Source organism: Mameliella sp. CS4 (assembly GCF_019392335.1).
In the GTDB taxonomy this organism is placed as follows: Bacteria; Pseudomonadota; Alphaproteobacteria; order Rhodobacterales; family Rhodobacteraceae; genus Antarctobacter.
This window is the reverse complement of record NZ_JAHXRQ010000003.1, coordinates 262,118-284,578: the sequence shown is the minus strand read 5'-3', so window position 1 is coordinate 284,578 and position 22,461 is coordinate 262,118. Positions and strand designations below refer to the sequence as shown.

Annotated in this window: 17 protein-coding genes; 3 read left to right on the top strand and 14 right to left on the bottom strand. The window is 66.1% G+C overall.

Annotation, left to right across the window (positions count from 1 at the left end; translation table 11 throughout):
- Nucleotides 1-117 precede the first annotated feature (117 nt).
- Nucleotides 118-3,489, bottom strand: a complete 3,372-nt coding sequence (locus KZZ07_RS06885) for an Rne/Rng family ribonuclease (RefSeq protein WP_255564197.1) — start codon at nt 3,487-3,489, stop codon at nt 118-120.
- Nucleotides 3,490-4,040: 551 nt separating this feature from the next.
- Here KZZ07_RS06885 and KZZ07_RS06880 point away from each other — a divergent pair.
- The gene (locus tag KZZ07_RS06880; RefSeq protein ID WP_219513078.1) at nt 4,041-4,190 is read left to right on the top strand and encodes a hypothetical protein; all 150 of its coding nucleotides are present in this window, start codon (nt 4,041-4,043) and stop codon (nt 4,188-4,190) included.
- 20 nt (nt 4,191-4,210) lie between these two features.
- Here KZZ07_RS06880 and KZZ07_RS06875 read toward each other — a convergent pair whose 3' ends face one another.
- Entirely contained in the window at nt 4,211-4,378 is a 168-nt protein-coding gene (locus tag KZZ07_RS06875) for a hypothetical protein (RefSeq protein WP_219513077.1), read from the bottom strand.
- A gap of 85 nt (nt 4,379-4,463) precedes the next feature.
- A complete protein-coding gene (locus tag KZZ07_RS06870) occupies nt 4,464-5,336 on the bottom strand; it encodes an NAD(P)-dependent oxidoreductase (protein WP_219513076.1) in 873 nt (290 codons plus the stop codon).
- 103 nt (nt 5,337-5,439) lie between these two features.
- On the opposite strand from KZZ07_RS06870, the gene KZZ07_RS06865 reads away from it, so the two are divergent.
- Together KZZ07_RS06865 and KZZ07_RS06860 are read left to right on the top strand one after the other, a co-directional pair.
- On the top strand, nt 5,440-7,905 hold the full coding sequence (locus tag KZZ07_RS06865; protein WP_219513075.1) for a penicillin acylase family protein: 2,466 nt from the start codon (nt 5,440-5,442) through the stop codon (nt 7,903-7,905).
- A complete protein-coding gene (locus KZZ07_RS06860; protein WP_219513074.1) occupies nt 7,902-8,780 on the top strand; it encodes an aminoglycoside phosphotransferase family protein in 879 nt (292 codons plus the stop codon). The genes KZZ07_RS06865 and KZZ07_RS06860 overlap by 4 nt, the downstream gene beginning before the upstream one ends.
- A gap of 35 nt (nt 8,781-8,815) precedes the next feature.
- Here the strand turns inward: KZZ07_RS06860 and KZZ07_RS06855 are convergent, their stop codons facing one another.
- The 11 genes from KZZ07_RS06855 to dusB form a co-directional block, all read right to left on the bottom strand.
- Nucleotides 8,816-9,313 carry a P-loop nucleotide/nucleoside kinase family protein gene (locus KZZ07_RS06855; protein WP_219513073.1) on the bottom strand — a complete coding sequence of 166 codons (498 nt, stop codon included), beginning with the start codon at nt 9,311-9,313 and terminating at the stop codon, nt 8,816-8,818.
- Nucleotides 9,314-9,503: 190 nt separating this feature from the next.
- Complete coding sequence (hflX, locus tag KZZ07_RS06850; protein ID WP_219513105.1) at nt 9,504-10,760, bottom strand: GTPase HflX; 1,257 nt, start codon at nt 10,758-10,760, stop codon at nt 9,504-9,506.
- A gap of 17 nt (nt 10,761-10,777) precedes the next feature.
- Nucleotides 10,778-11,017: an RNA chaperone Hfq gene (gene hfq / locus KZZ07_RS06845; protein WP_023849333.1), complete on the bottom strand. Its 240-nt coding sequence runs from the start codon at nt 11,015-11,017 to the stop codon at nt 10,778-10,780.
- A gap of 136 nt (nt 11,018-11,153) precedes the next feature.
- The gene (locus tag KZZ07_RS06840; RefSeq protein ID WP_219513072.1) at nt 11,154-12,656 is read right to left on the bottom strand and encodes a TrkH family potassium uptake protein; all 1,503 of its coding nucleotides are present in this window, start codon (nt 12,654-12,656) and stop codon (nt 11,154-11,156) included.
- Nucleotides 12,657-12,722: 66 nt separating this feature from the next.
- Nucleotides 12,723-14,099, bottom strand: coding sequence for a Trk system potassium transporter TrkA (gene trkA / locus KZZ07_RS06835; protein WP_219513069.1), 1,377 nt, complete (start codon nt 14,097-14,099; stop codon nt 12,723-12,725).
- A 396-nt stretch (nt 14,100-14,495) separates the two neighbouring features.
- On the bottom strand, nt 14,496-15,110 hold the full coding sequence (locus tag KZZ07_RS06830; RefSeq protein ID WP_219513068.1) for a hypothetical protein: 615 nt from the start codon (nt 15,108-15,110) through the stop codon (nt 14,496-14,498).
- A 14-nt stretch (nt 15,111-15,124) separates the two neighbouring features.
- On the bottom strand, nt 15,125-16,540 hold the full coding sequence (gene ntrX / locus KZZ07_RS06825) for a nitrogen assimilation response regulator NtrX (RefSeq protein WP_219513067.1): 1,416 nt from the start codon (nt 16,538-16,540) through the stop codon (nt 15,125-15,127).
- A gap of 27 nt (nt 16,541-16,567) precedes the next feature.
- A complete protein-coding gene (locus KZZ07_RS06820; protein WP_370631079.1) occupies nt 16,568-18,841 on the bottom strand; it encodes a sensor histidine kinase NtrY-like in 2,274 nt (757 codons plus the stop codon).
- Between the two features lie 110 nt (nt 18,842-18,951).
- On the bottom strand, nt 18,952-20,322 hold the full coding sequence (locus tag KZZ07_RS06815) for a response regulator (protein ID WP_219513065.1): 1,371 nt from the start codon (nt 20,320-20,322) through the stop codon (nt 18,952-18,954).
- On the bottom strand, nt 20,323-21,405 hold the full coding sequence (locus KZZ07_RS06810) for a two-component system sensor histidine kinase NtrB (protein ID WP_219513064.1): 1,083 nt from the start codon (nt 21,403-21,405) through the stop codon (nt 20,323-20,325).
- The gene (gene dusB, locus KZZ07_RS06805; RefSeq protein ID WP_219513063.1) at nt 21,405-22,385 is read right to left on the bottom strand and encodes a tRNA dihydrouridine synthase DusB; all 981 of its coding nucleotides are present in this window, start codon (nt 22,383-22,385) and stop codon (nt 21,405-21,407) included. The genes KZZ07_RS06810 and dusB overlap by 1 nt, the downstream gene beginning before the upstream one ends.
- Nucleotides 22,386-22,461 lie beyond the last annotated feature (76 nt).

Sequence of the window (22,461 nt, the reverse complement as noted above, 5' to 3'; positions counted from 1 at the left end):
CCGATAGCGCGCCATCGAAAACGGAAACGAGCGACAGAAAATCCGCCGCTCGTGTCCTACAACTCGGAATGGCGCCGCCGGTTCGGCGGGGCCTTTTCTTGTTTCGGGACGGGCGGATCAGCCGCCCAACGACCACCAACCGCGCCGCTTGGGCTTGTCTTCGGTCTCGTCGCGTTCCGTCACGGGTTCGGGCGCCTCTTCAGCCACAGGTTCGGCTTCGACCTCAGCAGCCTCCGGCTGCGCCTCTTCCGTGGCGACTTCGGCTGTTTCCTCGGGTGCCGGCGCCGGTTCGACGGCGGTTTCCGCAACCGGGGCGCCAACCACGGCGGCAATCACGTCAGAGGCCTTGCGGCGCGTACGCGCGCGCTTGGGCTTGTCCTCGGTCGTTTCCGCCTCAGCCTCCACCGGCGCCTCCTGAGCTTCTGCCACCGGGGCTTCCGGGACCTCCGCTGCGGGCGCGGCTTCGGCAACCGGTTCCGCCGCTTCGGCGGCGGGCGCCTCGGCAACTTCCGGTGTCGGCTCGGGCGTGGCTTCGGGCTTTGCCTCTGCGGTCTCGGTCACTGCCGACTCACCCTGATCCGTCTCTGTCTGCGTCTCGCCGGACTTGCTGCGCGAGCGGCGCGACCGGGTGCGGGTCCGCTTGGGCTTGGCCGTTTCCTCGCCTTCGTCGGCCTTGGGCGCATCCGACTCCGCGGCCTCGGAGGTCTTGGCCTCGTCCGCAGCGTCTGCTGCCTCGGCCGGTTTCTCGGCCTCCTTCGGCGCGTCGTCCTTGTCCGAGCTGCCATCGGCGCCGGAATCGGACCCCTCGCCATTGTCCTTGGACTTCGACTTGCGGCGGCGACGGCGACGGCGCTTCTTGGGCTTGCCCTCATCGCCATTGTCGTCAGGGGTGGTTTCCGGCTTCTCGGCCTGGGGCGCCTCCTCGACCACTTCTTCGACTTCGGCCTCTGCCTCGGCCTCGGTGTCCTCGTCCACCTGGTCCATCAGCGAGGTATCGACGGAAACCACCGGCGCGGTGGCCTCGGGCACGACCCGTGTCGCGGTCTTGAACTTCTCCATAGAGAAGTCGGGCGCCACCAGATGCGGGTCCCCCTCGATGCGCACGGACATGCCGTAGCGCGCCTCGATCATGGCGACGTGTTCGCGTTTCTGGTTCATCAGGTAGTTGGCGATGCCGATCGGGCATTTCACCAGCACCTCGCGCGAGCGGCGACGCACGCCTTCTTCCTCGATCTGGCGCAGGATCTGCAGCGCCATGTTGTCGTCCGAACGGATCAGCCCGGTGCCGTGGCAGGCCGCGCAGGGCTGCGTCGTCGCCTCGATCATGCCGGGGCGCAGGCGCTGACGCGACATCTCCAGCAGGCCAAAGCCCGAGATGCGGCCCACCTGGATGCGGGCGCGGTCGGTCTTGAGCTTGTCTTTCAGCTTTTTCTCGACGGCGGCGTTGTTCTTGCGCTCGTCCATGTCGATGAAATCGATGACGATCAGACCGGCAAGGTCACGCAGGCGCAGCTGTCGCGCCACCTCCTCGGCGGCCTCCAGGTTGGTCTTGGTGGCGGTCTCCTCGATTGAGCCTTCCTTGGTGGCGCGGCCAGAGTTCACGTCGATGGCGACCAGCGCCTCGGTCACGCCGATCACGATGTAGCCGCCGGATTTCAGCTGCACGGTGGGATTGAACATCCCGCCCAGGTAGCTTTCCACCTGGAAGCGCGCGAAGAGCGGCATCGTCTCGGTGTAGTGTTTCACGTTCTTGGCGTGGGACGGCATGATCATCTTCATGAAGTCCTTCGCGACCCGGTATCCCCGTTCGCCTTCCACCAGGACTTCGTCGATCTCACGGCTGTAGAGGTCGCGGATCGAGCGTTTGATCAGGTCGCCTTCCTCATAGATCTTGGCGGGTGCGATGCTTTTCAGCGTCAGCTCGCGGATCTGTTCCCAGAGGCGCTGCAGGTATTCGTAGTCGCGCTTGATCTCGGTCTTGGTGCGCTTGGCGCCCGCCGTCCGGATGATCAGGCCCGCGCCCTTGGGCACGTCGATGCTTGTGGCGATTTCCTTGAGCTTGGAGCGGTCGGCGGCATTGGTGATCTTGCGGCTGATGCCACCGCCACGCGCAGTGTTGGGCATGAGCACGCAATAGCGACCGGCCAGCGACAGGTAAGTGGTCAGCGCAGCGCCCTTATTGCCACGCTCTTCCTTGACGACCTGCACCAGCATGATCTGGCGGACCTTGATGACCTCCTGGATCTTGTAGCGGCGCGGGCGCGGCTTGCGGACCGGGCGGATGTCTTCGTGGGTGTCGTCGTCGGCAACGGATTCGATCGAGGCGTCGCGCGCCGCGGCATCGTCCTTGTCGTCTTCATCGTCGTCGTCGTCGGAATCGTCGGCGGCCTCGGGGGCGCTGTCGTCCTCGGTCTTTTCGACCTTGGGCGTTTCGGGGGCGGCTTCGGCCACTTCGGCAACCGGCTCTGCGGCCTCGGGTTTCGCGTCTGCGTCTACGGAGGCGGGGGCCGCAGCCTCGGCTGTTTCCTCAGCCTCGACAGGGCGTTTCGCCTGCTCCAGAGCCTGTTCATCGGCCTCGGGCTCTTGCGAGACGACGGCGGCCTCGTCCTTGGTCCCTTCGGCAATGGGGCGCGGCGGCGTTTCGCTGTCCTCGTCGCTCTTTTCTTCCGGAGCCTCCTCAGCCTCGGCCACGTCAGCGGGCGCATCCTGGGCCTCGGCGGCGGGCATGGGCGACAGATCACTGTCCGCGCTGGCTTCGGGCGCGACCTCGGCCTTGGGGGCCTCTGTCACAGCAACTTCCGGAGCCTCGGCCGGGGCAGGCTCTGCGGCTGGCGCGTCCTTTGCTTCGGCTGCGGTTTCAGTGACAGGCGCCACTTCGGCAACAGGCGCAGTCTTTTCCGCAGGTGCAGGGGCCGCCTCGGGTTCCGGCGCGGCCGCCACAGTGTCCTGGGGCTCTTCAACCGGGGTCTCGTGCACGGTTTCCATCGGCGACAGGCCTTCACCCGGCGCGCCGGTCTCCAGATCGTCGTCCAGGTCGATGGTTTCCATGCCGCTGGGCTCGCGCGGCTTGGTCTCTTTGGCGGTCTCGGGCTTGTCGGACCTGTCCGCTTTTTCAGTCTTGTCGGACGGTTTCGTCGACCGCTTGCGCGACCGCGAGCGGGACTTCTTGGGCTTGTCCTCTTCCTCGGCAGCGGCGCGCGCGGCCTCTTCCTCTTCTTCCATCAGCGCCTGACGGTCGGCGATGGGGATCTGGTAATAGTCGGGATGGATTTCCGAGAAGGCCAGGAACCCGTGGCGGTTGCCGCCGTAATCGACAAAAGCCGCCTGCAGCGAGGGTTCGACCCGCGTGACCTTGGCTAGGTAGATGTTGCCGGCGAGCTGCCGCTTGTTCTCGGATTCGAAGTCGAATTCCTCGACCTTGTTTCCGTCCACCACCACGACGCGGGTCTCTTCCGCGTGGGTGGCGTCGATGAGCATTTTCTTTGCCATGTTATCCGTTTGCACACCCAACGCACCGCCGGCCCCTGGGGGCGTGCGGCGGTTGAAGCGTGTCTTGTCTGGGCGAGATGGTGCGCGATGGCATGGCGGGAAACCAATGTCCCTGCCTCATGCCTCATGTCAGTCGCGCGCTTCATCGCGGTTCTTCTCCGACGCGCGTCTGCGGCATTGGGCCGGGACGGCGCCCATTCATTGCGCCCGTCGCTTGTGGCGGTCCGGGCAGGGACTGTGGCCTTTCGGCCCGATCGGTCTGGCCGGGTCCGGTTTGTCATCGTCCACGGTCAGCGAAATCTTCGGCGCGGCACGATCTGCACGCGACCTGACCGCTAACATAAGGCCAGCGGGATGGGAATGACAATAGCGATTGCGACAACCGGACACCCCGCCCGCCGCGCATGGCCCATGACCCCCCCGGACCGCCCCGAAACGACCATTGGATAGCGGCACATCGTCGGCGTGATGGCGACGAGCTTTCATACGGACGTTTCGGCTTTCCCCTTGTCTGTGATGGAATGCGCGGCGCGGGATCGCCTGTCGTCTCAATGCGGACGGCCACCGGACAACACGCGGAAACCGGCAACCCGTTCAACGGGAAGGGCTGGGAGGAATGGGAGCTCGATGACACGATGAAAGTCACCTCTGCCACAGGCTGGTTCGACGGCGAGACATACGACCGCCAAGTCGCGGGATGACCGCCGGTCCGTTCTCCGGATCACGCAGAGGCGCTGGTCGCGCGTTTTGATTTGACCGTCAAATTCCCTGCTTCGGACGTGACCTCGGCATCGGTGCAGAAGCCGATCCCAAGCCCCAGCCCGACGGCGGCGATACCGCCGGGCTTTGCGCGCTGGACCGGCTGGGGCCCGTCGCCTACCGGCATCATTGAGGGCCCGCCTGGCCGCGCCGGACAAGCGGTTTCGAAACCGCTTGGCAATGCCTTTCGAAAGGCATTGGCGCCGACGTGACGGTCAGTCGAAGCTGCGCAGCCGCTTGATCAACGAGGAGGTGTCCCAGCGCCCGCCGCCCATCTTCTGCACGTCCTTGTAGAACTGGTCGACCAGCGCCGTGACGGGCAGAGAGGCGCCGTTCTCGTTCGCGGTGCGCAGGCAGATGTCGAGGTCCTTGCGCATCCAGTCGACGGCGAATCCGTGTTCGAATTCATCCGCGATCATGGTCTGGTAGCGGTTGACCATCTGCCAGGACCCGGCCGCGCCGCCGCCGATCACGTCGACCACCGCCGCACCGTCCAGCCCCGCCTTCTCGGCGAAATGCAGCCCCTCGGACAGGCCCTGAACCAGGCCTGCGATGCAGATCTGGTTGACCATCTTGCACAGCTGACCCGCACCGCTCTCGCCCAGGCGTTTGCACAGCTTGGCGTAGGATTGCATGATCGGCTCCGCCGTGTCGTATTTCGCCTTATCGCCGCCGCACATGATGACAAGCTGGCCGTTTTCGGCCCCAGCCTGCCCGCCAGAGACCGGCGCATCGACGAATCCCAACCCGCGTTCCGCAGCCTGTTCGGCCAGTTCCAGCGTCACCTGCTGGGACACGGTTGTGTGATCGACGAACGTCGCGCCCGAGGACATGCCGGCAAAGGCGCCGTCCTCGCCGGTGCAGATCCCGCGCAGGTCGTCGTCATTGCCGACACAGGCCATGACGAAATCCGCGCCCTGCGCCGCCTCACGCGGGGTTGCTGCCGCCGCGCCGCCGTATTCGGACACCCATTTCTCGGCCTTGGCGGCGGTCCGGTTGTAAACCGTGACCTCGTGCCCGGCCCTGGCCATGTGGCCCGCCATCGGATAGCCCATCACCCCAAGGCCCAGAAACGCCGTTTTCGCCATATCGTTCTCCCCTCGTCACGTCAGCCTGCCTGCCCTTGGCAAGCCCGGGCTGGCAAGTTAATCCCGGTGCGATCTGACCTAGCCCATATGGACGGAGAACGAAATGGCGGTTGTGTTCCGATGGCTGTTGCGGCTGGCCAGCCTGGCCGTCGCCCTGATCGTCATCGGCGTGGCGCTTGCCTATTACCTCGGCTCCCGGTCCTTGCCCGATTACGACAAGGAGCTGCCCGTCGCGGGGATCACCGCCGATATCGAGATCGTGCGCGACAATTCCGCGGTGCCGCATATCATGGCCCTGTCGGACCGCGACGCGTTTTTCGGGCTGGGCTACGTCCACGCGCAGGACCGGCTATGGCAACTGATGATGATGCGCCGCACCGCGCAGGGCCGCCTGTCGGAACTCTTTGGCCGCCGCACCCTGCGCACCGACACTCTGCTGCGCCGCCTGGACATCTACACGGCGGCCAAGGCCTCTGTCGAACATCAGGACGCGCGCACGCTGGACGCGCTCGAAGCCTATTCCGCGGGCATCAACGCGCGCATCGCCGAGATCAACGCCAATAGCCTGGGACGCGGCGCGCCCGAATTCTTTCTCTTCGAGGCGGAAATCGCGCCCTGGCAACCGGCGGATTCGCTGGCGGTGATCAAGCTGATGGCGCTGCAACTGTCGGGCCAGATCGGGGACGAGGTGCTGCGCGCGCGGACCTCGCTGCTTCTGGGGGACGAAAAGCGCCTGTCCGACATCCTGCCCGACATGCCCGGCAATGGCGTCGCCGCCCTGCCCCGCATCGCGCAACTGCCCGAAGGCAGCGGCACGCGCCATGCGAGCGCCGCGCCACAGGGGGGTGACTTTCTCTGGCCGGTGCCACGGCGCGGATTGGCGGGCGCCTCCAACGTCTGGGCCGCCGCGCCGGAACGCTCGGCCTCGGGTGGGACGCTCTTGGCCAATGACCCGCATCTTGGCTTTACCGCACCGACCTTCTGGTACCTGGCCCGGTTGCAGCTGAAATCCGGCGGTGTGATCGGCGCGACGATCCCCGGCATCCCGGCGCTGATGGTGGGCCGGTCGGAACAGCTGGCCTGGGGTATCACCTCGTCCTATCTCGATGATCAGGACCTGTATTTCGAGGAACTGAACCCCGACGCCCAGGGCGAGTACCGCACGCCGGACGGATTCAAACCCTTCGAAAGCCGCCAGTCGATCATCCGTATCAAGGGCGAGGCGCCGGTCACGCTCAACCTGCTGTGGACGGACAACGGCCCGATCCTGCCCGCCTCGCAGTTCAACCTCGACAAGATCACGCCACCGGGGCACCTGGTCTCGCTGGCCTGGACCGCGCTCAGCCACGAGGACACATCGGCCTCGGCCGCCATCGGGTTGATGATGTCGCAATCGGTCGAAGAGGCGATCGAGGTTTCGCGCCTCTACGTCGCGCCCTCGCAGAACCTGACGTTGATCGACGAAGACACCGTGGCGATGAAACTGGTCGGCGCCATGCCACGCCGCGACCCGGCGCATGAAAGTCTGGGCCGCCTGCCCTCGCGCGGGTGGATCGAGACCAACCGCTGGCAGGGGTTCTTTCCCTTTTCCGCCAACCCCGAGTTCCTCGCCCCCGAGGGCGGCATCGTCGGCAACACCAACAACAAGCTGGTCGACCGCCCCTTCCCCGAGCATGTCAGTTTCGATTGGGGCGACAGCCAGCGCGTGCAGCGCTGGCAGACCATGATGCAGGGCCGAAAGGTCCACACCCGCGACAGTTTCGTCGAGGCGCAACTGGATACGGTTTCGCCCGCCGCACGCACCCTGTTGCCGCTGATCGGGCGGGACCTGTGGTTCACCTCAGAGGCCGCGGCCGAAGGGACGCCGGAACGCCGCCGCCAGCGCGCGCTGGACCTGCTGGCCAACTGGAACGGCGAGATGAACGAGCACATGCCGGAACCGCTGATCTATTCCGCCTGGCTGCGCGCCCTGCAGGTCCGCCTGATCCGCGATGACCTGGGCCCGCTGGCCGAGGAGTTCGACCATGTCGAACCGCTGTTCATCGAGCGTGTCTTTCGCGACGTGGACGGGGCCAGCGCCTGGTGTGACGTGATCCGCTCGGCGGCGGTGGAAAGCTGCACCGACATCGCAAGGCTGGCGCTGGACGACGCGCTGATCTGGATCGAGGAACATTCCGGCAAGGCGCTGGAATCCCTGCGCTGGGGGGACGAACACCTGGCCACGCATGAACATCCCGTCCTCGGTCAGGTGCCGATCCTGCGGTATTTCGTGAACATCCGCCAGACCACCTCGGGCGGCGATCATACGCTGCAACGGGGCGTGACCTCGGGGCATGATCCCGATCCCTTTGCCAATGTGCATGGTGCCGGGTATCGCGGGGTCTATGACTTCGCCGATCCGGACAGTTCGGTCTTTGTCTCGGCCACCGGCCAGTCGGGCCATCCGCTGTCGCGTCATTACGACGACCTCGGCCAGCTCTGGCGGCGTGGCGAGTATATTCCCATGTCTCTGGACGTGGGCCTGGCCCGCGCCGCCTCTGTCGGCATCACCCGGCTGGTCAAACCATGAGCGAGGACCGCGCGACCGAGGTGCTGAAAACGCTCTGGCCGGAATGGTCGGGTCGGATGGAAATCCTGTGCGACGGACCGGACACATGGGTCTATCGCCCGTCGCGGGGCCGTGTTCCGGCGGTGGTCAAGCTCTGGCCGCGCAAGTCCGAGGCCAAAGCCTCACGTCAGGCACTGCGGCAGGCGGAATTGGCGGCGGTGCTGTCACATGGCCCCTACCGCGTGCCGCGCGTTCTGTGGTTTGGCAAGGGCGCGCTGGTCATGCAGGACGCGGGCGGGCCGGATTTTCGCGACCGTCTGGAACGTGAGGCCGCGGGGCCATTGCTGCGCTCTGCCGGGGAATGGCTGGCCGCCTATCACGGGCTCAGCCTGCGCGAACGCAAATTCCTGCCCAAGGGACAAGTCAACTGGCTGACCCGACTGATCGAGGCGGTCGAGGCCGGTGAGCGCAAACCGATCGACGCCAAGGGACTGGTCTCTGCCGCGCGCGCGCTCAGGGAGACGCGCGGCACGGTGCGCGGCCTGCCCGCCACCCGGGCCATCACGCACCGCGACCTGACCCTGTCCAACCTCGTCAGCGGCCCCGATGACACGGTCTGGGGCATCGACTTCGAGAACGCGAAAGAGGACGAACCACTGCGCGACGTCTTTTCCCTGGCATTGGACGTGCTGTGCCTCACCGGGGACGAGGCGGCGCTGGCATCCCTGCGCGAGGGTTATGGCGATGACGTCACCGCGCCAGAGGTGCGGCTGTTCCTGCAGCGCTGCTTTGCGATCAGTGTCTGGGCCAATACGCCGCTGTCGCCTTCGAAACGGCAGCGCCAGCGCTGGGAGATTGCCCGCGATCTGCTGGAGCGTGACAGCGCCGTGATCTGACCCGGTCCCGGGCTGCCCCGGGACCTCCTCGCCGCTCATACCTGTGCATCGTGCGTCACCACGTTGAATCCCTCGTCCGGCCCCGGCGGCACGAAGTGGCGGGAGAACTGGTGAAACTGCTCATCCGTCACGACAAAGGGATGCGTGCCAGAGGCATTGCGCCTGCGCAGACGTTCCAGGCAGACCTCGTCCGGCGGTGCCAGCAGGTACAGCTGATGCGCGGCACCTGTCTCTTCCAGGATGCCCCGCACCCAGGCGCGTTGCTCCACGGTATTGGCCGCGAAATCCAGCACGACCGAAACCCCGGCCCGCAGCAGAGCCGCAACATGCGGCCCCATGACAGCCCGCAGTTTCCCCGTGCATCGCAAATAGTCGCGCGGGGTGGCCATCTGGTCGGCAAACAATGCGCCCAGCCAGGCGTCCTCGGTGATCAGGACAGCGCCCTTGGGACCGGCAAGCCGGTTGGCCAGGGTCGATTTCCCGGCGGCGATCTTCCCGCACATCACGTGCAGGGTTGGACATTCAGGAGACATGACAGTGATCCTTGTGCGGCGCATCCCGCGCCAGTGACATTCAGAACAAGACGCACCCGGCCCGGCGGTTCAGGCCGGGACCGTAATTCGGATGCGGCGCCAGGCGCCGGTTTTCTGAACATCGACTGTCATGCGCGCCGGATCGCATGAAATGGGGGGCCTGTCCACCCGCCATGAACGGGGCACGGGTTCAGTCCAGCGTCTGAAACCGCGCCTTGTCGCGTGCCGACCAGAGCACGCGCAGGTGAAAGCCGTCCTCTTCCTGGCGCTCGTCCTCGACCAGCCCCTTTTCAAAGAGCCAGGCCCGGCGCTTGCCTTCGGAGAAGCCCAGGACCAGGTCCTCCTCGACGCGTTCGGCGCCAAGCGCCTCTGTCACTGCCTCCAGGAAGCCATCCAGCCCCTCGCCCGTCAGGGCGGAAACGACAAAGACATCCGGGTTGCGCGCGGCACGGATGCGCACCGTTTCCAGCTCTTCCGGCCCCAGCTGGTCCAGCTTGTTCCACAGTTCGATCTGCGCGGTTTCCTCACCCACGCCCAGGCTGTCGAGAATGCCGCGCACGTCCTCGGCCTGCTCTTCCGTCTCGGGATGGGAAATGTCGCGCACGTGCACGACAACGTCCGCGGCCAGCACCTCTTCGAGTGTGGCGCGGAAGGCGGCGACCAGTTCGGTGGGCAGGTCACTGATGAAGCCCACCGTGTCCGAGAGGATAACGTCGGCCCCCGTCGGCAGGCGTACCGCGCGCATCGTCGGGTCCAGCGTGGCAAAGAGCATGTCCTTGGCCATGACGTCCGCCCCCGTCAGCCGGTTGAACAGCGTCGACTTGCCCGCGTTGGTGTAGCCCACCAGCGCAACAATCGGATAAGGCACCTTGGCCCGCGCCTTGCGGTGCAGCTCGCGCGTCTTGACGACCTTGTCCAGCTGCCGGCGCAGCCGCACCAGCTGTTCGTCGATGGCCCGGCGGTCGGCCTCGATCTGGGTCTCGCCGGGGCCGCCGACGAATCCCAGCCCGCCGCGCTGGCGTTCCAGGTGGGTCCAGGCCCGCACCAGCCGCGTGCGCTGATAACTGAGGTGCGCCATTTCCACCTGCAGAACACCTTCGCGGGTCGCCGCGCGATCCGAAAAGATCTCCAGGATCAGCCCGGTCCGGTCCAGCAGCTTGACCTTCCAGTCACGCTCAAGATTGCGTTGCTGTACCGGCGTCACCGGACCGTCGACCAGAACCAGGTCGATCTCCTCGGCCTCCAGCTTGGCGCGCAACTCTTCGATCTTGCCGGACCCGAACAGCGCGCCCGGGTGCGGGCGCGGCAGTGGCACGATCTGCGCGCCGACAACCTCCAGCCCCGGCAGCGCATGCGCCAGCGAAACGGCCTCTTCCAAGGCCATTTGCGCATCGCGGCGCTCCGGGTCGCTCTTGATGTCAGGATGTAGGACCCACGCCCGGGTCACAGGCGGCGCGTGTTCTCTCACGCGTCCCCTTCGCCGTCATACAGGTTGATCGGCTGGCTGGGCATGATGGTCGAGATTGCGTGTTTGTAGACAAGCTGCGACTGGCCGTCACGGCGCAGCAGGACGCAGAAATTGTCGAACCAGGTGATGACACCCTGCAACTTGACCCCGTTGATCAGGAAGACCGTCACCGGGACCTTTGTCTTGCGGACGTGATTGAGAAATGCGTCCTGCAGGTTCTGTCTATCAGAAGCCATTGAATTGCCTTTATTCTTGCCGTGCCCGCGCGCCGGGCTGCCCTCGTCTGGGTGAGTATGGTATGCTGTGGCGGGAGTTTCCAGCCGAAAATCCCCGAATTCGTGTGGCCGATCCCCGGGGGATGTCTCTAGGCAACTATTCGCGCCATATCTCGGGGCTTATCATCACGATGATTGCCAGCAGTTCAAGCCGTCCCAACACCATCGCCCCGCAAAGGATCAGCCGCGCGTCCCAGGGGATCGCCGACAGGTCGATCGCCGCGGCGGTGTCGATCAGCGGCCCGGTGTTCGACAGCGTGGCAATGGTCAGCACCGTCGCCCGTTCGAAATCCACCCCGTAGGCCCCAAGGATCAGTGTCATCGCCGCCAGCGTCAGCGCGAAGAACATGAAGAAAACCCAGGCGATAAAGGCCCCTTCGCGCCGGATGCGGCGCCCGAGCGGCCCCGCGCGCCCCACCGAATGCGGGTGCACCAGCCGCTCGATCTCGCGCTTGCCATTGAGATAGAGCGCGTAGACCCGCAGCAGCTTGACGCCCCCCGCGGTGGTCGCCACGCCGCCGCCCACCAGCGACAGCCCCATCAGGATGATTCCCGGCGTCGGCAGCCCCGACCAGCCCTGCGCCGTCGCCCAGTCGCCACTGACGAATCCCGTCGTGGTCAGGAAAGAGGCCGCGGTGAACAGCCCGCCCCAGAGCGCGCGCAGGCCCGCGATCCAGTTCTGTTCTTCGCCCACCTCAAAGGACGCCGCCCAGTGGCGCAGGAACATCGCCAGAGGCACCGCCACCACGATGATCATCCCCAGGCGGAACTCCGGATCGTAGAACAGGCCGCGTTCCTGCCGTGTATCGGCGGAGAAGGTCAGCCGCGACAGCGCGAAGAACAGAAAGCAGAAGAGAATCATCTCTCCGGCCATGCCGCTGGGCGCGGCCCCCAGTTCGGCCAGCGGCGTGATCCCCGAGGTCGCCATGACCGACATGGCATGGCTGACGGCCACCAGCGGCGGATCTCCCGCCACCAGCAACATCACCGTCAGCGCCAGCGTCAGCCCGGTATAGACCGGGAACAGGACATGCGCGCTGCGCATCAGCCGTTCCGCCGGGCTGGTCGGGCCGGTGTTCATCGCCCCTTGCGCGACGGACTGCCCGGGCTCACCGCTGGCCGTGACCTCGAATCCTCCCAGAGCCAGCGGCGCCAGGATCGCCGAGGCGGCGATCCACATCACCAACCCGCCCATCCAGCCGACCTGCGCCCGCCACAGATGTTCCGGCCCCGACAGGCGCGCCGCGTCGAACATCGTGGCGCCGGTTGTGGTAAAGCTCGACACCATCTCGAAATAGGCATTGCCGAACCCGGTGGTCCGCACCGCCTCGTGAAAGGGCACGGCAAAGATCAGCGGCAGAACGACAAAGCCCGCCGCCAGCGCCACCAGCTGGCGCAGGGCGCTCTGGTTGTGTTGCCTGTTGCCCATGGCCAGCGCCACGAGGGCAGTCATGATCAGCCCCAGCAGCGCCCCATAGAAAAAGGTCCGCGCGTCATGGTGCTCTTCGATGGCGTAGGCAAAGACCGCCGGCAGCAGCATCGAGAAAGAGCCAAGCCCGGTCAGAAGCAGGAACAGCGGCAGCCGCGCGATGGTCTTCATCCCGTGCTGCCCCGCCCCGGGCCGCGTCGCGCGGCAAAGGAACCCATGCGCCTCACCGCTCCGCGCCTAGAAAAAGTCGATCGAGACCTGAAGCAGGCGCTCGACCTCCGGCACATCGCCCGCCAGGGCAAAAATCACGATCTGGTCCCCTTCGTCGATCCGCAGCGAGCCGGTTGGTTTGACCACCTTCTCGCCCTTGCGCACCGCCCCCACCAGCACCCCCTCCGGAAAGTCGATCTCGCGGATCAGGCTGCCCGAGATCGGCGAGGTCGACAGGACCTCGGCCTCGATCACCTCCGCCTCGGCATCGCCGATGGAATAGACCTGGCTGACGCGGCCGTGCCGGATATGGCGCAGGATCGAGCTGACCGTGGTCGACCGCGGATTGATATAGGCGTCGATGCCCAGGGGTTCCATCAGCGGCACCAGCGTCGGATCGTTGATCAGGGCGATGACCATCGGACAGCCGGCGGCCTTGGCACGCACGGCGGCCAGCATGTTGACCTTGTCATCATCGGTCACGCAGAGCGCCGCATCCGCCCGCGCCACCCCGGCCTCGACCAGCAGCGCCGCGTCCAGCCCGTCGCCATGCAGGACGATGGTGCGCTCAAGTTCCTCGGCGGCCCGTTCGGCGTTCTTGCGGTTGTGCTCGATCATCTTGGCACGCACCCGGATCTTGCCCGTCTCCAGCCGCCGCGCCACGGACAGGCCGACATTGCCGCCGCCGATGATCACCACACGCTCCTGCTTGCGCAGCGATTTGCCAAAGATCTCCATCGTGCGCTGCACATCGTCGGCATGGACCATGACGTAACAGCTGTCGCCCTCGAACAGCTGGTCGCCCGATTCCGGCGCAAAGAGCACACCCTCGCGCCGCACCCCCACCACGACAGAGCGCAGGGTGGAAAACAGGTCGGTCAACTGCCGCAAAGGTGTGTTCACGATCGGACAGCCCGCGTCGATCGTCAGCCCCATCAGCTGGGTCCGCCCATCCAGAAAGCTCTCGGTATCGAAGGCGGCGGGCGCCGCCAGCCGCTGCAGGGCCGCGTCGGCCACTTCGCGCTCGGGCGAAATCACCACGTCGATGGGCATGTGATCGCGACGGTAAAGGTCGGAATAGATCGCCGTCAGGTAGCTTTCGGCCCGCAGCCGCGCGATCTTGCGCGGCACCGCAAAGACCGAATGCGCCACCTGGCAGGTGACCATGTTGACCTCGTCGGAATAAGTGGCCGCGATCACCATGTCGGCGTCACGGGCGCCCGCCTTGTCCAGCACATCCGGGTAAGAGGCAAAGCCCGCGATCCCCTGCACGTCCAGCGTGTCGGTGGCCCGGCGCACGAGATCGGGGTTGTTGTCCACCACCGTGACGTCGTTGCGCTCTCCGGCAAGATGGCGGGCGATCTGCCAGCCGACCTGGCCCGCCCCGCAAATGATGACCTTCATGCGCCCTGCGCCCCGATCTGCACCGCGTCCCGGCTCTGGCCTCATTGCCTCGCATGCGGGGGCAGCGCCGTCAATGGCCTGCAGTCCACGGCCCAAGCCGCTGTTCCACGGAGCCATCTCTCGCGTGATGCCGTTCCGGGCCGGACGGCGCCGGGGCGCAAGGGGGCGCAGCCCCGCCGACAGGCGGCTTGCCCTTGCGCCCCGGCGGCGACTGGCCCAGGCAGCAGGACAGCGAGAGATGGGTTCGGGGACCAGCGGCGCGCCTGTTCCCTGGTGAATCCTTGAGCAAAGGCGCGCGCCGCAAGGCGCGCAACAGGGTCGGCGGGCGGGCGTCTTTGCGGCGCAAGCCGCAAACAGTCCCGTCCAGACGACCACGCCCGAAGATCACGCCCGGCGCTACCGGCCCGCGCGGCGCGCCCTGCGGGCCCGTTTCATGGCAAAAACCTCGGCCCTTGGCACCCAGCGGTATTTCGGGTCGCTGGCAACCGGGCCGAACCACAACCGCCCCTGCCCCAGCCGCCACGGGTCCAGAACCAGCCCCCGCTGCATCGGCGCGCCACGGGTCGAGACGATCACCGTCGAATGTTCGATCCGCAGGTTGTCCGCATTGGCAATGGCACGGTGCAGCGACAGGCTTTCCAGCCCCTCACGTTTCAGCCGCGCTTCGAGGTCATCCGCCCAGTCCTTGCACAGTCCCCGCGGCTTTCGCCCGGTGTTCACCTGGATGTTGTGGATCAGCGGCGGGTCCACCGCGTCCCAGCGCTCTGCCCAGACCAGGGGCTCGCGCACGGAGATCCGTGCAACCGCCGCCGCCTCTGCCGGCGCCACACCCGGCCCCAGCGCCAACAGCGCCCGTTCCAGCACCCTGATCTTCGCCGCAGGGGCGTCCGGAACCTCGGCAAACGCCGGTCCCGACACCCGCTCAACAGGCGCCCTTGCGCCCGGGGGCGCCGCGCAGCCTGCCAGCGCCAGGGCGCTCATCCCCAGGGCCGCCCGCCGTGTCAGTTCCATCCCGGCCACGCCGTTCAGGAGACTTCCGAGATCGGCGCATCCACCCGCGCCACACGCGCGCCCGACTTCGCAGAGGTGACGACACCCAGCGACTTCAGCTTGCGGTGCAGGGCCGAGCGTTCCATGCCCACGAATGACGCCGTGCGAGAGATATTGCCGCCGAACCGGTTGATCTGGGTCAGCAGGTATTCCCGTTCAAAGGCCTCGCGCGCCTCGCGCAGCGGCAGGGTCGCCAGCGTGCCCGATAGGACAACGCGGCCCTCGGCATCCTCGCCCGGGGCGGTTTCCTGCGGCAGTTCGCGGGCCTCGATCGGACCGGTGCCATCGCCCAGGATCAGCACCCGCTCGACCAGGTTCTTGAGCTGCCGCACGTTGCCCGGCCAGGTCATGGTCTGCATCAGCGCGATGGCCTCCTCGGTCAGTTCCCGCATGGGCAGGCCCTGCGCCTGGTTGCACTGGTCGATGAAATGCCCCGCCAGTACCGGGATGTCCTCTCGCCGCTCGGCCAGCGAGGGCACGGCGATCGGCACCACGTTCAGCCGGTGGTACAGTTCCTCGCGAAAGCGGCCCTCGGCGATCTCGTCCTGCAGGTCGCGGTTGGTCGAGGAGATCACCCGCAGGTCGACACGCACCTTGTCGTTGCCGCCAACGCGCGTGAATTGCTGGTCCACCAGAACGCGCAGGATCTTGGACTGGGTGCCGTTGGGCATGTCCGCGACCTCATCGAAATAGACCACCCCGCCATGCGCCTGCTCCAGAAGGCCCGGCTCGATCCCGCGCTTGGCGGTTTCGCGGCCAAAGAGCATCGCCTCCATCATCTCGGGTTCCACGCCTGCGCAATTGACCGTGACGAAGGGCGCCTTGGCCCGGTTCGACTGGGCATGGATATAGCGCGCGGCCACTTCCTTGCCCGCCCCCGCCGGGCCGGTCAGCATCACCCGGCCGTTGGATTTCGTCACCTTCTCCAGCTGCCCCAGCAGCGCGCGGAAGGCGGCGCTTTCACCGATCATCTCGGCGGATTTCACCTCGCCGCGTTTCAGCTGCACGTTCTCGCGCCGCAGGATCGAGGTTTCCATCGCCCGCCGGATCACCACCAGCAACTGGTCGATGTTGAAGGGCTTTTCGATGAAATCGTAGGCGCCCTGCTTGATGGCGGCCACGGCGATCTCGATATTGCCGTGGCCGGAAATGATGACCACGGGAATGTCGGGGTTGTCACGTTTGACGGTCTTGAGAATGTCGATCCCGTCCATCTTGCTGTCCTTCAGCCAGATGTCGAGGATCAAGAGCGCCGGCGGCTCGGCGTTGATCTCGTTCATCGCCTCCTGGCTGTTGCCCGCAAGCCGGGTGGCAAAGCCCTCATCCTCGAGGATATCCCCGATCAATTCCCGGATATCGCGTTCGTCGTCGACGATCAGGATGTCGCTCATTGTCTTTGCCCTCTCATTTCTTCGTGCTCAAACATCTTCCAGCTCCGCCGCCCGCGGCAACTCGGCCGCACGGTTCAGCGGCAGCCGCACAACCGCCATCGCGCCCTGGTGCGCGCCCTCGGCGAAGGCGGGCGCATCTTCCAGCACCAGCGTTCCGCCATGTTCCTCGATGATCTTCTTGACGATCGGCAAGCCCAGACCGGTGCCCTTGTCGCGTGTCGTCACGTAAGGCTCGAACAGCCGCGCGCGGTCCTCGGGCAGACCGATGCCATTGTCCATGATGCGGATCTCGGCGCGGCCCTCCTGCGCCTCCGCCGTGACGCGGATCTCCGGTTGATAGTCTTCGGGCGCGCCCTTTTCCTGCAGGCTCTCGACCGCTTCACCCGCGTTCTTGATCAGGTTGGTCAGCGCCTGGCCGATCATGGTGGAATCCAGTTCCGCCGGCATCGGCTCTTCCGGCAGGTCGGTGACAAAGCGGACACCGGGCTGGCCGGTTTCCTGCATCAGGACCTCGCCGCGCAGGATCTCACACAGGTCCTCGGGGCGCCGTTCCGGTTCCGGCATCCGCGCAAACTTGCTGAATTCGTCCACGATGCGGCGCAGGTCGTCGGTGCGGCGCATGATCCGTTCCGTCAGGTCCGCGACCTTTTCCGCATCCGGTCCGTCCAGCCGCTTGGCAAAGCTGCGCTGGATGCGTTCCGCCGACAGCTTGATCGGCGTCAGCGGGTTCTTGATCTCATGCGCGATGCGCCGCGCCACGTCGCCCCAGGCGGCCATCCGCTGGGCGCTGACCAAGTTGGTGACATCGTCAAAGGCCACCACGTAGCCCTCCAGAGAGCGATCCTGCCGCCGCCGCGTGGACAGGCGCACCAGCAGGTGTTCAAGCCGCCCCTCGCGGCTGACCTTGACCTCTTCCTGCGCGGTTTCCACCGCCTCGGCCCGCAGCCGTGTGAAGAGCGCGCCGAACTCGGGCACCGCCACCCCCAACGGCACGGCCCGATGTGTCTCGTTCCAGCCCAGCAGCCGCTCGGCGGACCGGTTGACGAAAGTCACCTTGCCGTCGGCATCGAGGCCCACCACCCCGGAGGTGACAGAGGACAGGACGGAATCGAACAGCCGCTGACGGCGTTCGATCTGCCGGGTGTTTTCGAGCAGGGTCTCGCGCTGGCCCTTCAGCTGGTGGGTCATCTGGTTGAAATAGCGCCCCAGCATGGAAATCTCGTCGTCGCCCTCTTCCTCGGGGACCTGCACGTCAAGATCGCCGGACCCGACGCGCTGCGCCGCCCCGGTCAGGCGCCCCACCGGGCGGCTGAGGCGTTCGGCGAACCACAGGCCCGCCCAGGTCGCCGCCAGGATCAGAAGCAGGGCAAAGCCCAGATACAGCAGCGCGAAGTCGAACAGACGCCGTCCCCGCTCGCTTTCCTGCTGCTGGTAGAACCGCGCGGTTTCCTGGGTCTCGTCCAGCAGGTTGAGGATCTGCCCGTCCACCTCGCGGCTGACGTAAAGATACCGGTCGGCAAAGGCCTCCAGCGGCAGCAGGGCGCGGAACTCGTTGTTGTCCCAGTCCGGGATCACGGTCACGCCCTCGGCATCGGCGCGCAGGAAATCCGCCTCTGAGGGTTCCTCGAAATCGAACAGGTAAGAGCGTTCGCCCCGCGCCCGGATACTGCCCGCGCTGTCGATGACAAAAGCCTCGCGCAATCCGCGCTGAATCTGGGCCTGCCCCTGGCTGAGAACCTGGCGCAGCTCGCCGTCGTCCATGACAAAGTTGCGGCGGCGGTTGGCGTCAAGAAACGCACCAAGCGCGCGCGCGTCCTGGACCAGCCCGGCACGGCTTTCTTCCTCGTAGGCCTCGGCAGCCGAGAGTGAGGCGCCGACCACGTTCTGCACCCGGCTTGAGAACCAGGTTTCCAGGCCGATGTTGATGGTCAGCACCGCGAAGACGGCCACCGTGACCGTCGGCAAAAGTGCCATCAGCGCAAAGGCCGCGGTCAGTCTCAGGTGGAGGCGGGAACCCGCCGATTGCGCCCGGCGATCGGCCACCATGCGGGCCACGCGCGCCAGAAGCAGCGCCGCCAGCAGCAGGACATAGACAAGGTCCGCCAGCAGGACGAGTCGCAGCGACAGCGACCCGGCCCCCTGGTTCAGTGGCCCCAGAACCATGAAGGTCGCAAAGGACAGAACCGGCCCCAGCGCCACCAGGAAAAGCGCCACGATATTCTGGAAAAGCCTTGTCCGACGCAGGCGTGAGAATGACCCCCAGGTCGGAAATCGGTAAAATGAGCGTGCCCGCGTGGCCACAGCCTATCCTCGCCAATGTGCCGGCTCTGGATATCCAGAGGTCGACGACCGCCATATTTTGTGGCCTTCTCACCACGCCGAGGCGGCGGGGCCACACTTATGTGGCCCTTTTACATCAATTTCCGGCGGCGTGTCACGCGAATATCAAGGTCGGTGATCTTCTTGCGCAAAGTATTGCGATTGATGCCAAGCAGGTCGGCGCATTTGGCCTGGTTGCCACCCGTCGCCTCCAGCGCGATCTCGATCAGCGGCGCCTCGACCTCGCGGATGATCCTACCATATAGGCCCGGCGGCGGCAGCATCGCGCCATGCAGATCGAAGTAGCGCCGCAGGTGTCGGCCCACGCTTTCGCCCAGCTTGTCGCTGTCGCCGCCGCGCAGGACGGGGCCGGTTTCCGGCTGGTTGCCCAGCACCGCCTCGACCTCGGAGCGGGTGATTTCCTCGGCCCGGCTGGTCAGGCTCAGGCGGCGCACGGCGTTTTCCAGCTGGCGCACGTTGCCCGGCCAAGAATAGACGCGGAACAGGTCCGCCGCCCCTTCCGACAGCCAGCGTTTCGGCGCGCCCTCGCGCTCGGCCCGGTTGAGGAAGTGTTCCGCCAGAAGCGGGATATCCTCGACCCGTTCACGCAAGCTCGGCACGGCGATGGCCGCCCCGTCGAGGCGATAGAACAGGTCCTGGCGCACCTTGCCGTCCTCGATCAGCGACTGCGGATCATGCTGGGACGAGGCGAGGAAGCGCGGGACATGATCGCCCGGCACATCCATCATGCGCACGACGCGGGCCTGAATTTCGTCGCTGATGTCGGCGATCTCGTCGATCAGCAGCGTGCCGCCCTTGACCCGCGCCAACACCCGGGCCGGCCCATCCAGGTCCGACAGGTCAGATCCGGTGACGGTGATGAAGGGCAGCGTGCGCCGATCGCTGAAATCATGCAGCGCCCGGGCGATCAGGGACTTGCCCGTGCCGCTCTCGCCGGTGATCAGCACCGGCAGGTCCGTATTCATGACCCGCGCTACAAGCCGGTAGAGCCCCTGCATCGCCGGGGTCTTGCCCACGAGCGGCAGCTCGTCGGGTTCATCCGCGCCAACCACCGGTTCTTCCCGTTTGGGCGTGCGGTTGCGGTTTTCCAGCGCCCGCGCGGTGCGCTTCATCAGGTCCGGCAGGTCAAAGGGCTTGGGCAGGTAGTCATAGGCCTCGGCCTCGGCCGCCTGGATGGCGGTCATGATCGTGTTCTGCGCCGAGATCACGATCACCGGCAACCCGGGCCGGTCCTCGGAAATCTTGGGCAGCATCTCAAGGCCGTTGCCATCGGGCATGACGACGTCGGAGATCACCACATCGCCCTTGCCCTCGCTCACCCAGCGCATCAGCGTGGTCAGGCTGGACGTGGCGTGAACCTTGCAGCCCGCGCGCGTCAGCGCCTGCGTCAGAACCGTGCGGATTGTGCGGTCGTCATCGGCGACCAGAACTGTACCATCCATCTAGCTGCTCTCCTTTGGCGCCGCAGGTGCCCGCGGCAGCGAAATGCGAAAAACCGTCTTGCCCGGAACGCTGTCGACGGAAATCCAGCCGTCGTGATCCGAGATGATCTTGCTGACCAGCGCCAGGCCCAGGCCGGTGCCGTTCTCCTTGCCCGAAACGAAGGGGTCAAAGATGTCGCCCTTGATGTCCGGCGGCAGCCCCGGACCGTCGTCGATGATCTCGACCTGCAACGGCAGGGTCTGACCGGAGCCATCGGCCCGCCGCAACCTGAAACTGTGTTCGTAGAAGGTATGCAGCCGGATCGTCCCCCCCTCCTTTGGATCGGCCGCCTCCGAGGCGTTCTTGATCAGGTTCAGCACCACCTGCAGCAACTGGTCCGGGTCCCCCAGAGCCATCGGCAAGGACGGGTCGTAGTCCTCGATGATCTTCATATGCGCACCGAACCCCAGCAGCGACGAGCGCCGCGCCCGGTCCAGGACGTCGTGGATATTGACCTCGCGCAGCTCCGGAGCCGAGAGGTTTCCGAACTGCTCGACCTGCTCCAGAAGCTTCACGATGCGTCGGGTCTCGGCCACGATTAGATCCGTGAATTCAAGGTCATCCTGACCGATGCTCATGCTGAGGAGCTGTGCCGCGCCGGCGATTCCGGCCAGCGGGTTCTTGATCTCATGCGCCAGCATCTCGGCCATGCCGATGGCCGATTTGGCGGCGGATTTCACCGAATGGCTTTGCGTCATGCGCCCGGCCAGTTCCCGCGGCGAGATCAGCATGACCATCCAACCCGGCCGCCCCGACAGCGGCGCGATCTGCAGGTTGCAGACCAGCGGCGGGCGCGCCCCCGTCCCCACATCCACGTCGTTGACGAAGAGCGGCGTGCCCTGGCTGCGGGCGCGGACAAAGCTCTCTTCCAGCGGGGCATCCACCGCCAGTCGGTCCCAGATCGGCTGCCCGGTCAGCCACTTGGACGAGTTGTTCATGAAGCCTTCGGCGGCCGGGTTCAGATCGGCGATCCGATCATCCTCGTCGATCAGGATGGCCGGGACGGGCAGCGAGGACCAGATGTTGGGATCCGTTTCGGTCATCACGCGGCCTCCGCCTCGGCGCTCAGCGCCTCGGGCAGAAGGTCCAGCACCGCCTGCGTGTCCCTTTCGGTCAACAGGCGCTTGCGCAGGCCCGGCGGCGTGTTTGCCGCATCCATGTACCACCCCAAGTGCTTGCGCGCGACGCGGTTCCCCAGCGTCTTGCCGTAAAAACCCAGCAAGGCCTCGTAGTGCCCCGACACCATGTCGGTCAGGTCAGCCCCCCTGGGCACTTTCGGCGCCGGAGCGCCGTACAGCGCATGCGCCACCTCGGCCAGCCGCCAGGGCGCGCCCTGCGCCCCGCGCCCGATCATGACACCATCGGCGCCAGAGCGCCGCAGCGCCTCTTGCGCGCTTTTGGCGCCGATCACGTCTCCATTTGCGATTACAGGTACTTGCACCGCGTTCTTGACCTCCGAAATCGCGGCCCAATCGGCCTTGCCCTTGTAAAACTGACAGCGTGTGCGGCCATGAATGACGATCATCTTTACCCCTGCGGACTCGGCACTTCGGGCAATCTGCGGCGCGTTCAGGTGATCCGCGTCCCATCCCAGCCGGGTCTTCAGCGTCACCGGAAGGTCCACGGCCTCCACCACGGCTTCGACCAGGCGCAACGCATGGTCCGGCGCCCGCATCAAGGCCGATCCGGACCATCCGCCCGTCACCTTCTTGGCCGGGCAGCCCATGTTGATGTCGATCACCCGCGCGCCCATGTCGGCCACCATGCGCGCCGCCTCGGCCATCGGCCCCGGTTCGCGCCCGGCAATCTGCACGCTGGTGTTCTCGATCTGCGCGCCCAGTTCCGCTTTCTCGCGTGTTCCCGGACGTTCGGTCAGAAACTCGCCGCTGGCGATCATCTCGGACACGACAAGACCCGCGCCAAAGCGCGAGACGAGTGTGCGAAACGGCAGATCGGTGATTCCCGCAAGCGGTGCCAGCAAAACGGGTACGGTGATCCGCCGGTCTCCAAGATCAAAGCTCAATTGCCCAGTCCTTGTGCGATGGCGTGTGGGTATCCTCTGGGTTCAAGATCTATGGGAAAGCATTGTTTTCTTCAAT

Bases quoted from the DNA above. Each gene is read 5' to 3' on its own strand.
- KZZ07_RS06885 (WP_255564197.1), bottom strand. From the start codon at position 3,489: ATGGCAAAGAAAATGCTCATCGACGCCACCCACGCGGAAGAGACCCGC.
- KZZ07_RS06880 (WP_219513078.1), top strand. From the start codon at position 4,041: ATGCGGACGGCCACCGGACAACACGCGGAAACCGGCAACCCGTTCAAC.
- KZZ07_RS06875 (WP_219513077.1), bottom strand. From the start codon at position 4,378: ATGATGCCGGTAGGCGACGGGCCCCAGCCGGTCCAGCGCGCAAAGCCC.
- KZZ07_RS06870 (WP_219513076.1), bottom strand. From the start codon at position 5,336: ATGGCGAAAACGGCGTTTCTGGGCCTTGGGGTGATGGGCTATCCGATG.
- KZZ07_RS06865 (WP_219513075.1), top strand. From the start codon at position 5,440: ATGGCGGTTGTGTTCCGATGGCTGTTGCGGCTGGCCAGCCTGGCCGTC.
- KZZ07_RS06860 (WP_219513074.1), top strand. From the start codon at position 7,902: ATGAGCGAGGACCGCGCGACCGAGGTGCTGAAAACGCTCTGGCCGGAA.
- KZZ07_RS06855 (WP_219513073.1), bottom strand. From the start codon at position 9,313: ATGTCTCCTGAATGTCCAACCCTGCACGTGATGTGCGGGAAGATCGCC.
- hfq (WP_023849333.1), bottom strand. From the start codon at position 11,017: ATGGCTTCTGATAGACAGAACCTGCAGGACGCATTTCTCAATCACGTC.
- KZZ07_RS06840 (WP_219513072.1), bottom strand. From the start codon at position 12,656: ATGAAGACCATCGCGCGGCTGCCGCTGTTCCTGCTTCTGACCGGGCTT.
- trkA (WP_219513069.1), bottom strand. From the start codon at position 14,099: ATGAAGGTCATCATTTGCGGGGCGGGCCAGGTCGGCTGGCAGATCGCC.
- KZZ07_RS06830 (WP_219513068.1), bottom strand. From the start codon at position 15,110: ATGGAACTGACACGGCGGGCGGCCCTGGGGATGAGCGCCCTGGCGCTG.
- ntrX (WP_219513067.1), bottom strand. From the start codon at position 16,540: ATGAGCGACATCCTGATCGTCGACGACGAACGCGATATCCGGGAATTG.
- KZZ07_RS06815 (WP_219513065.1), bottom strand. From the start codon at position 20,322: ATGGATGGTACAGTTCTGGTCGCCGATGACGACCGCACAATCCGCACG.
- KZZ07_RS06810 (WP_219513064.1), bottom strand. From the start codon at position 21,405: ATGACCGAAACGGATCCCAACATCTGGTCCTCGCTGCCCGTCCCGGCC.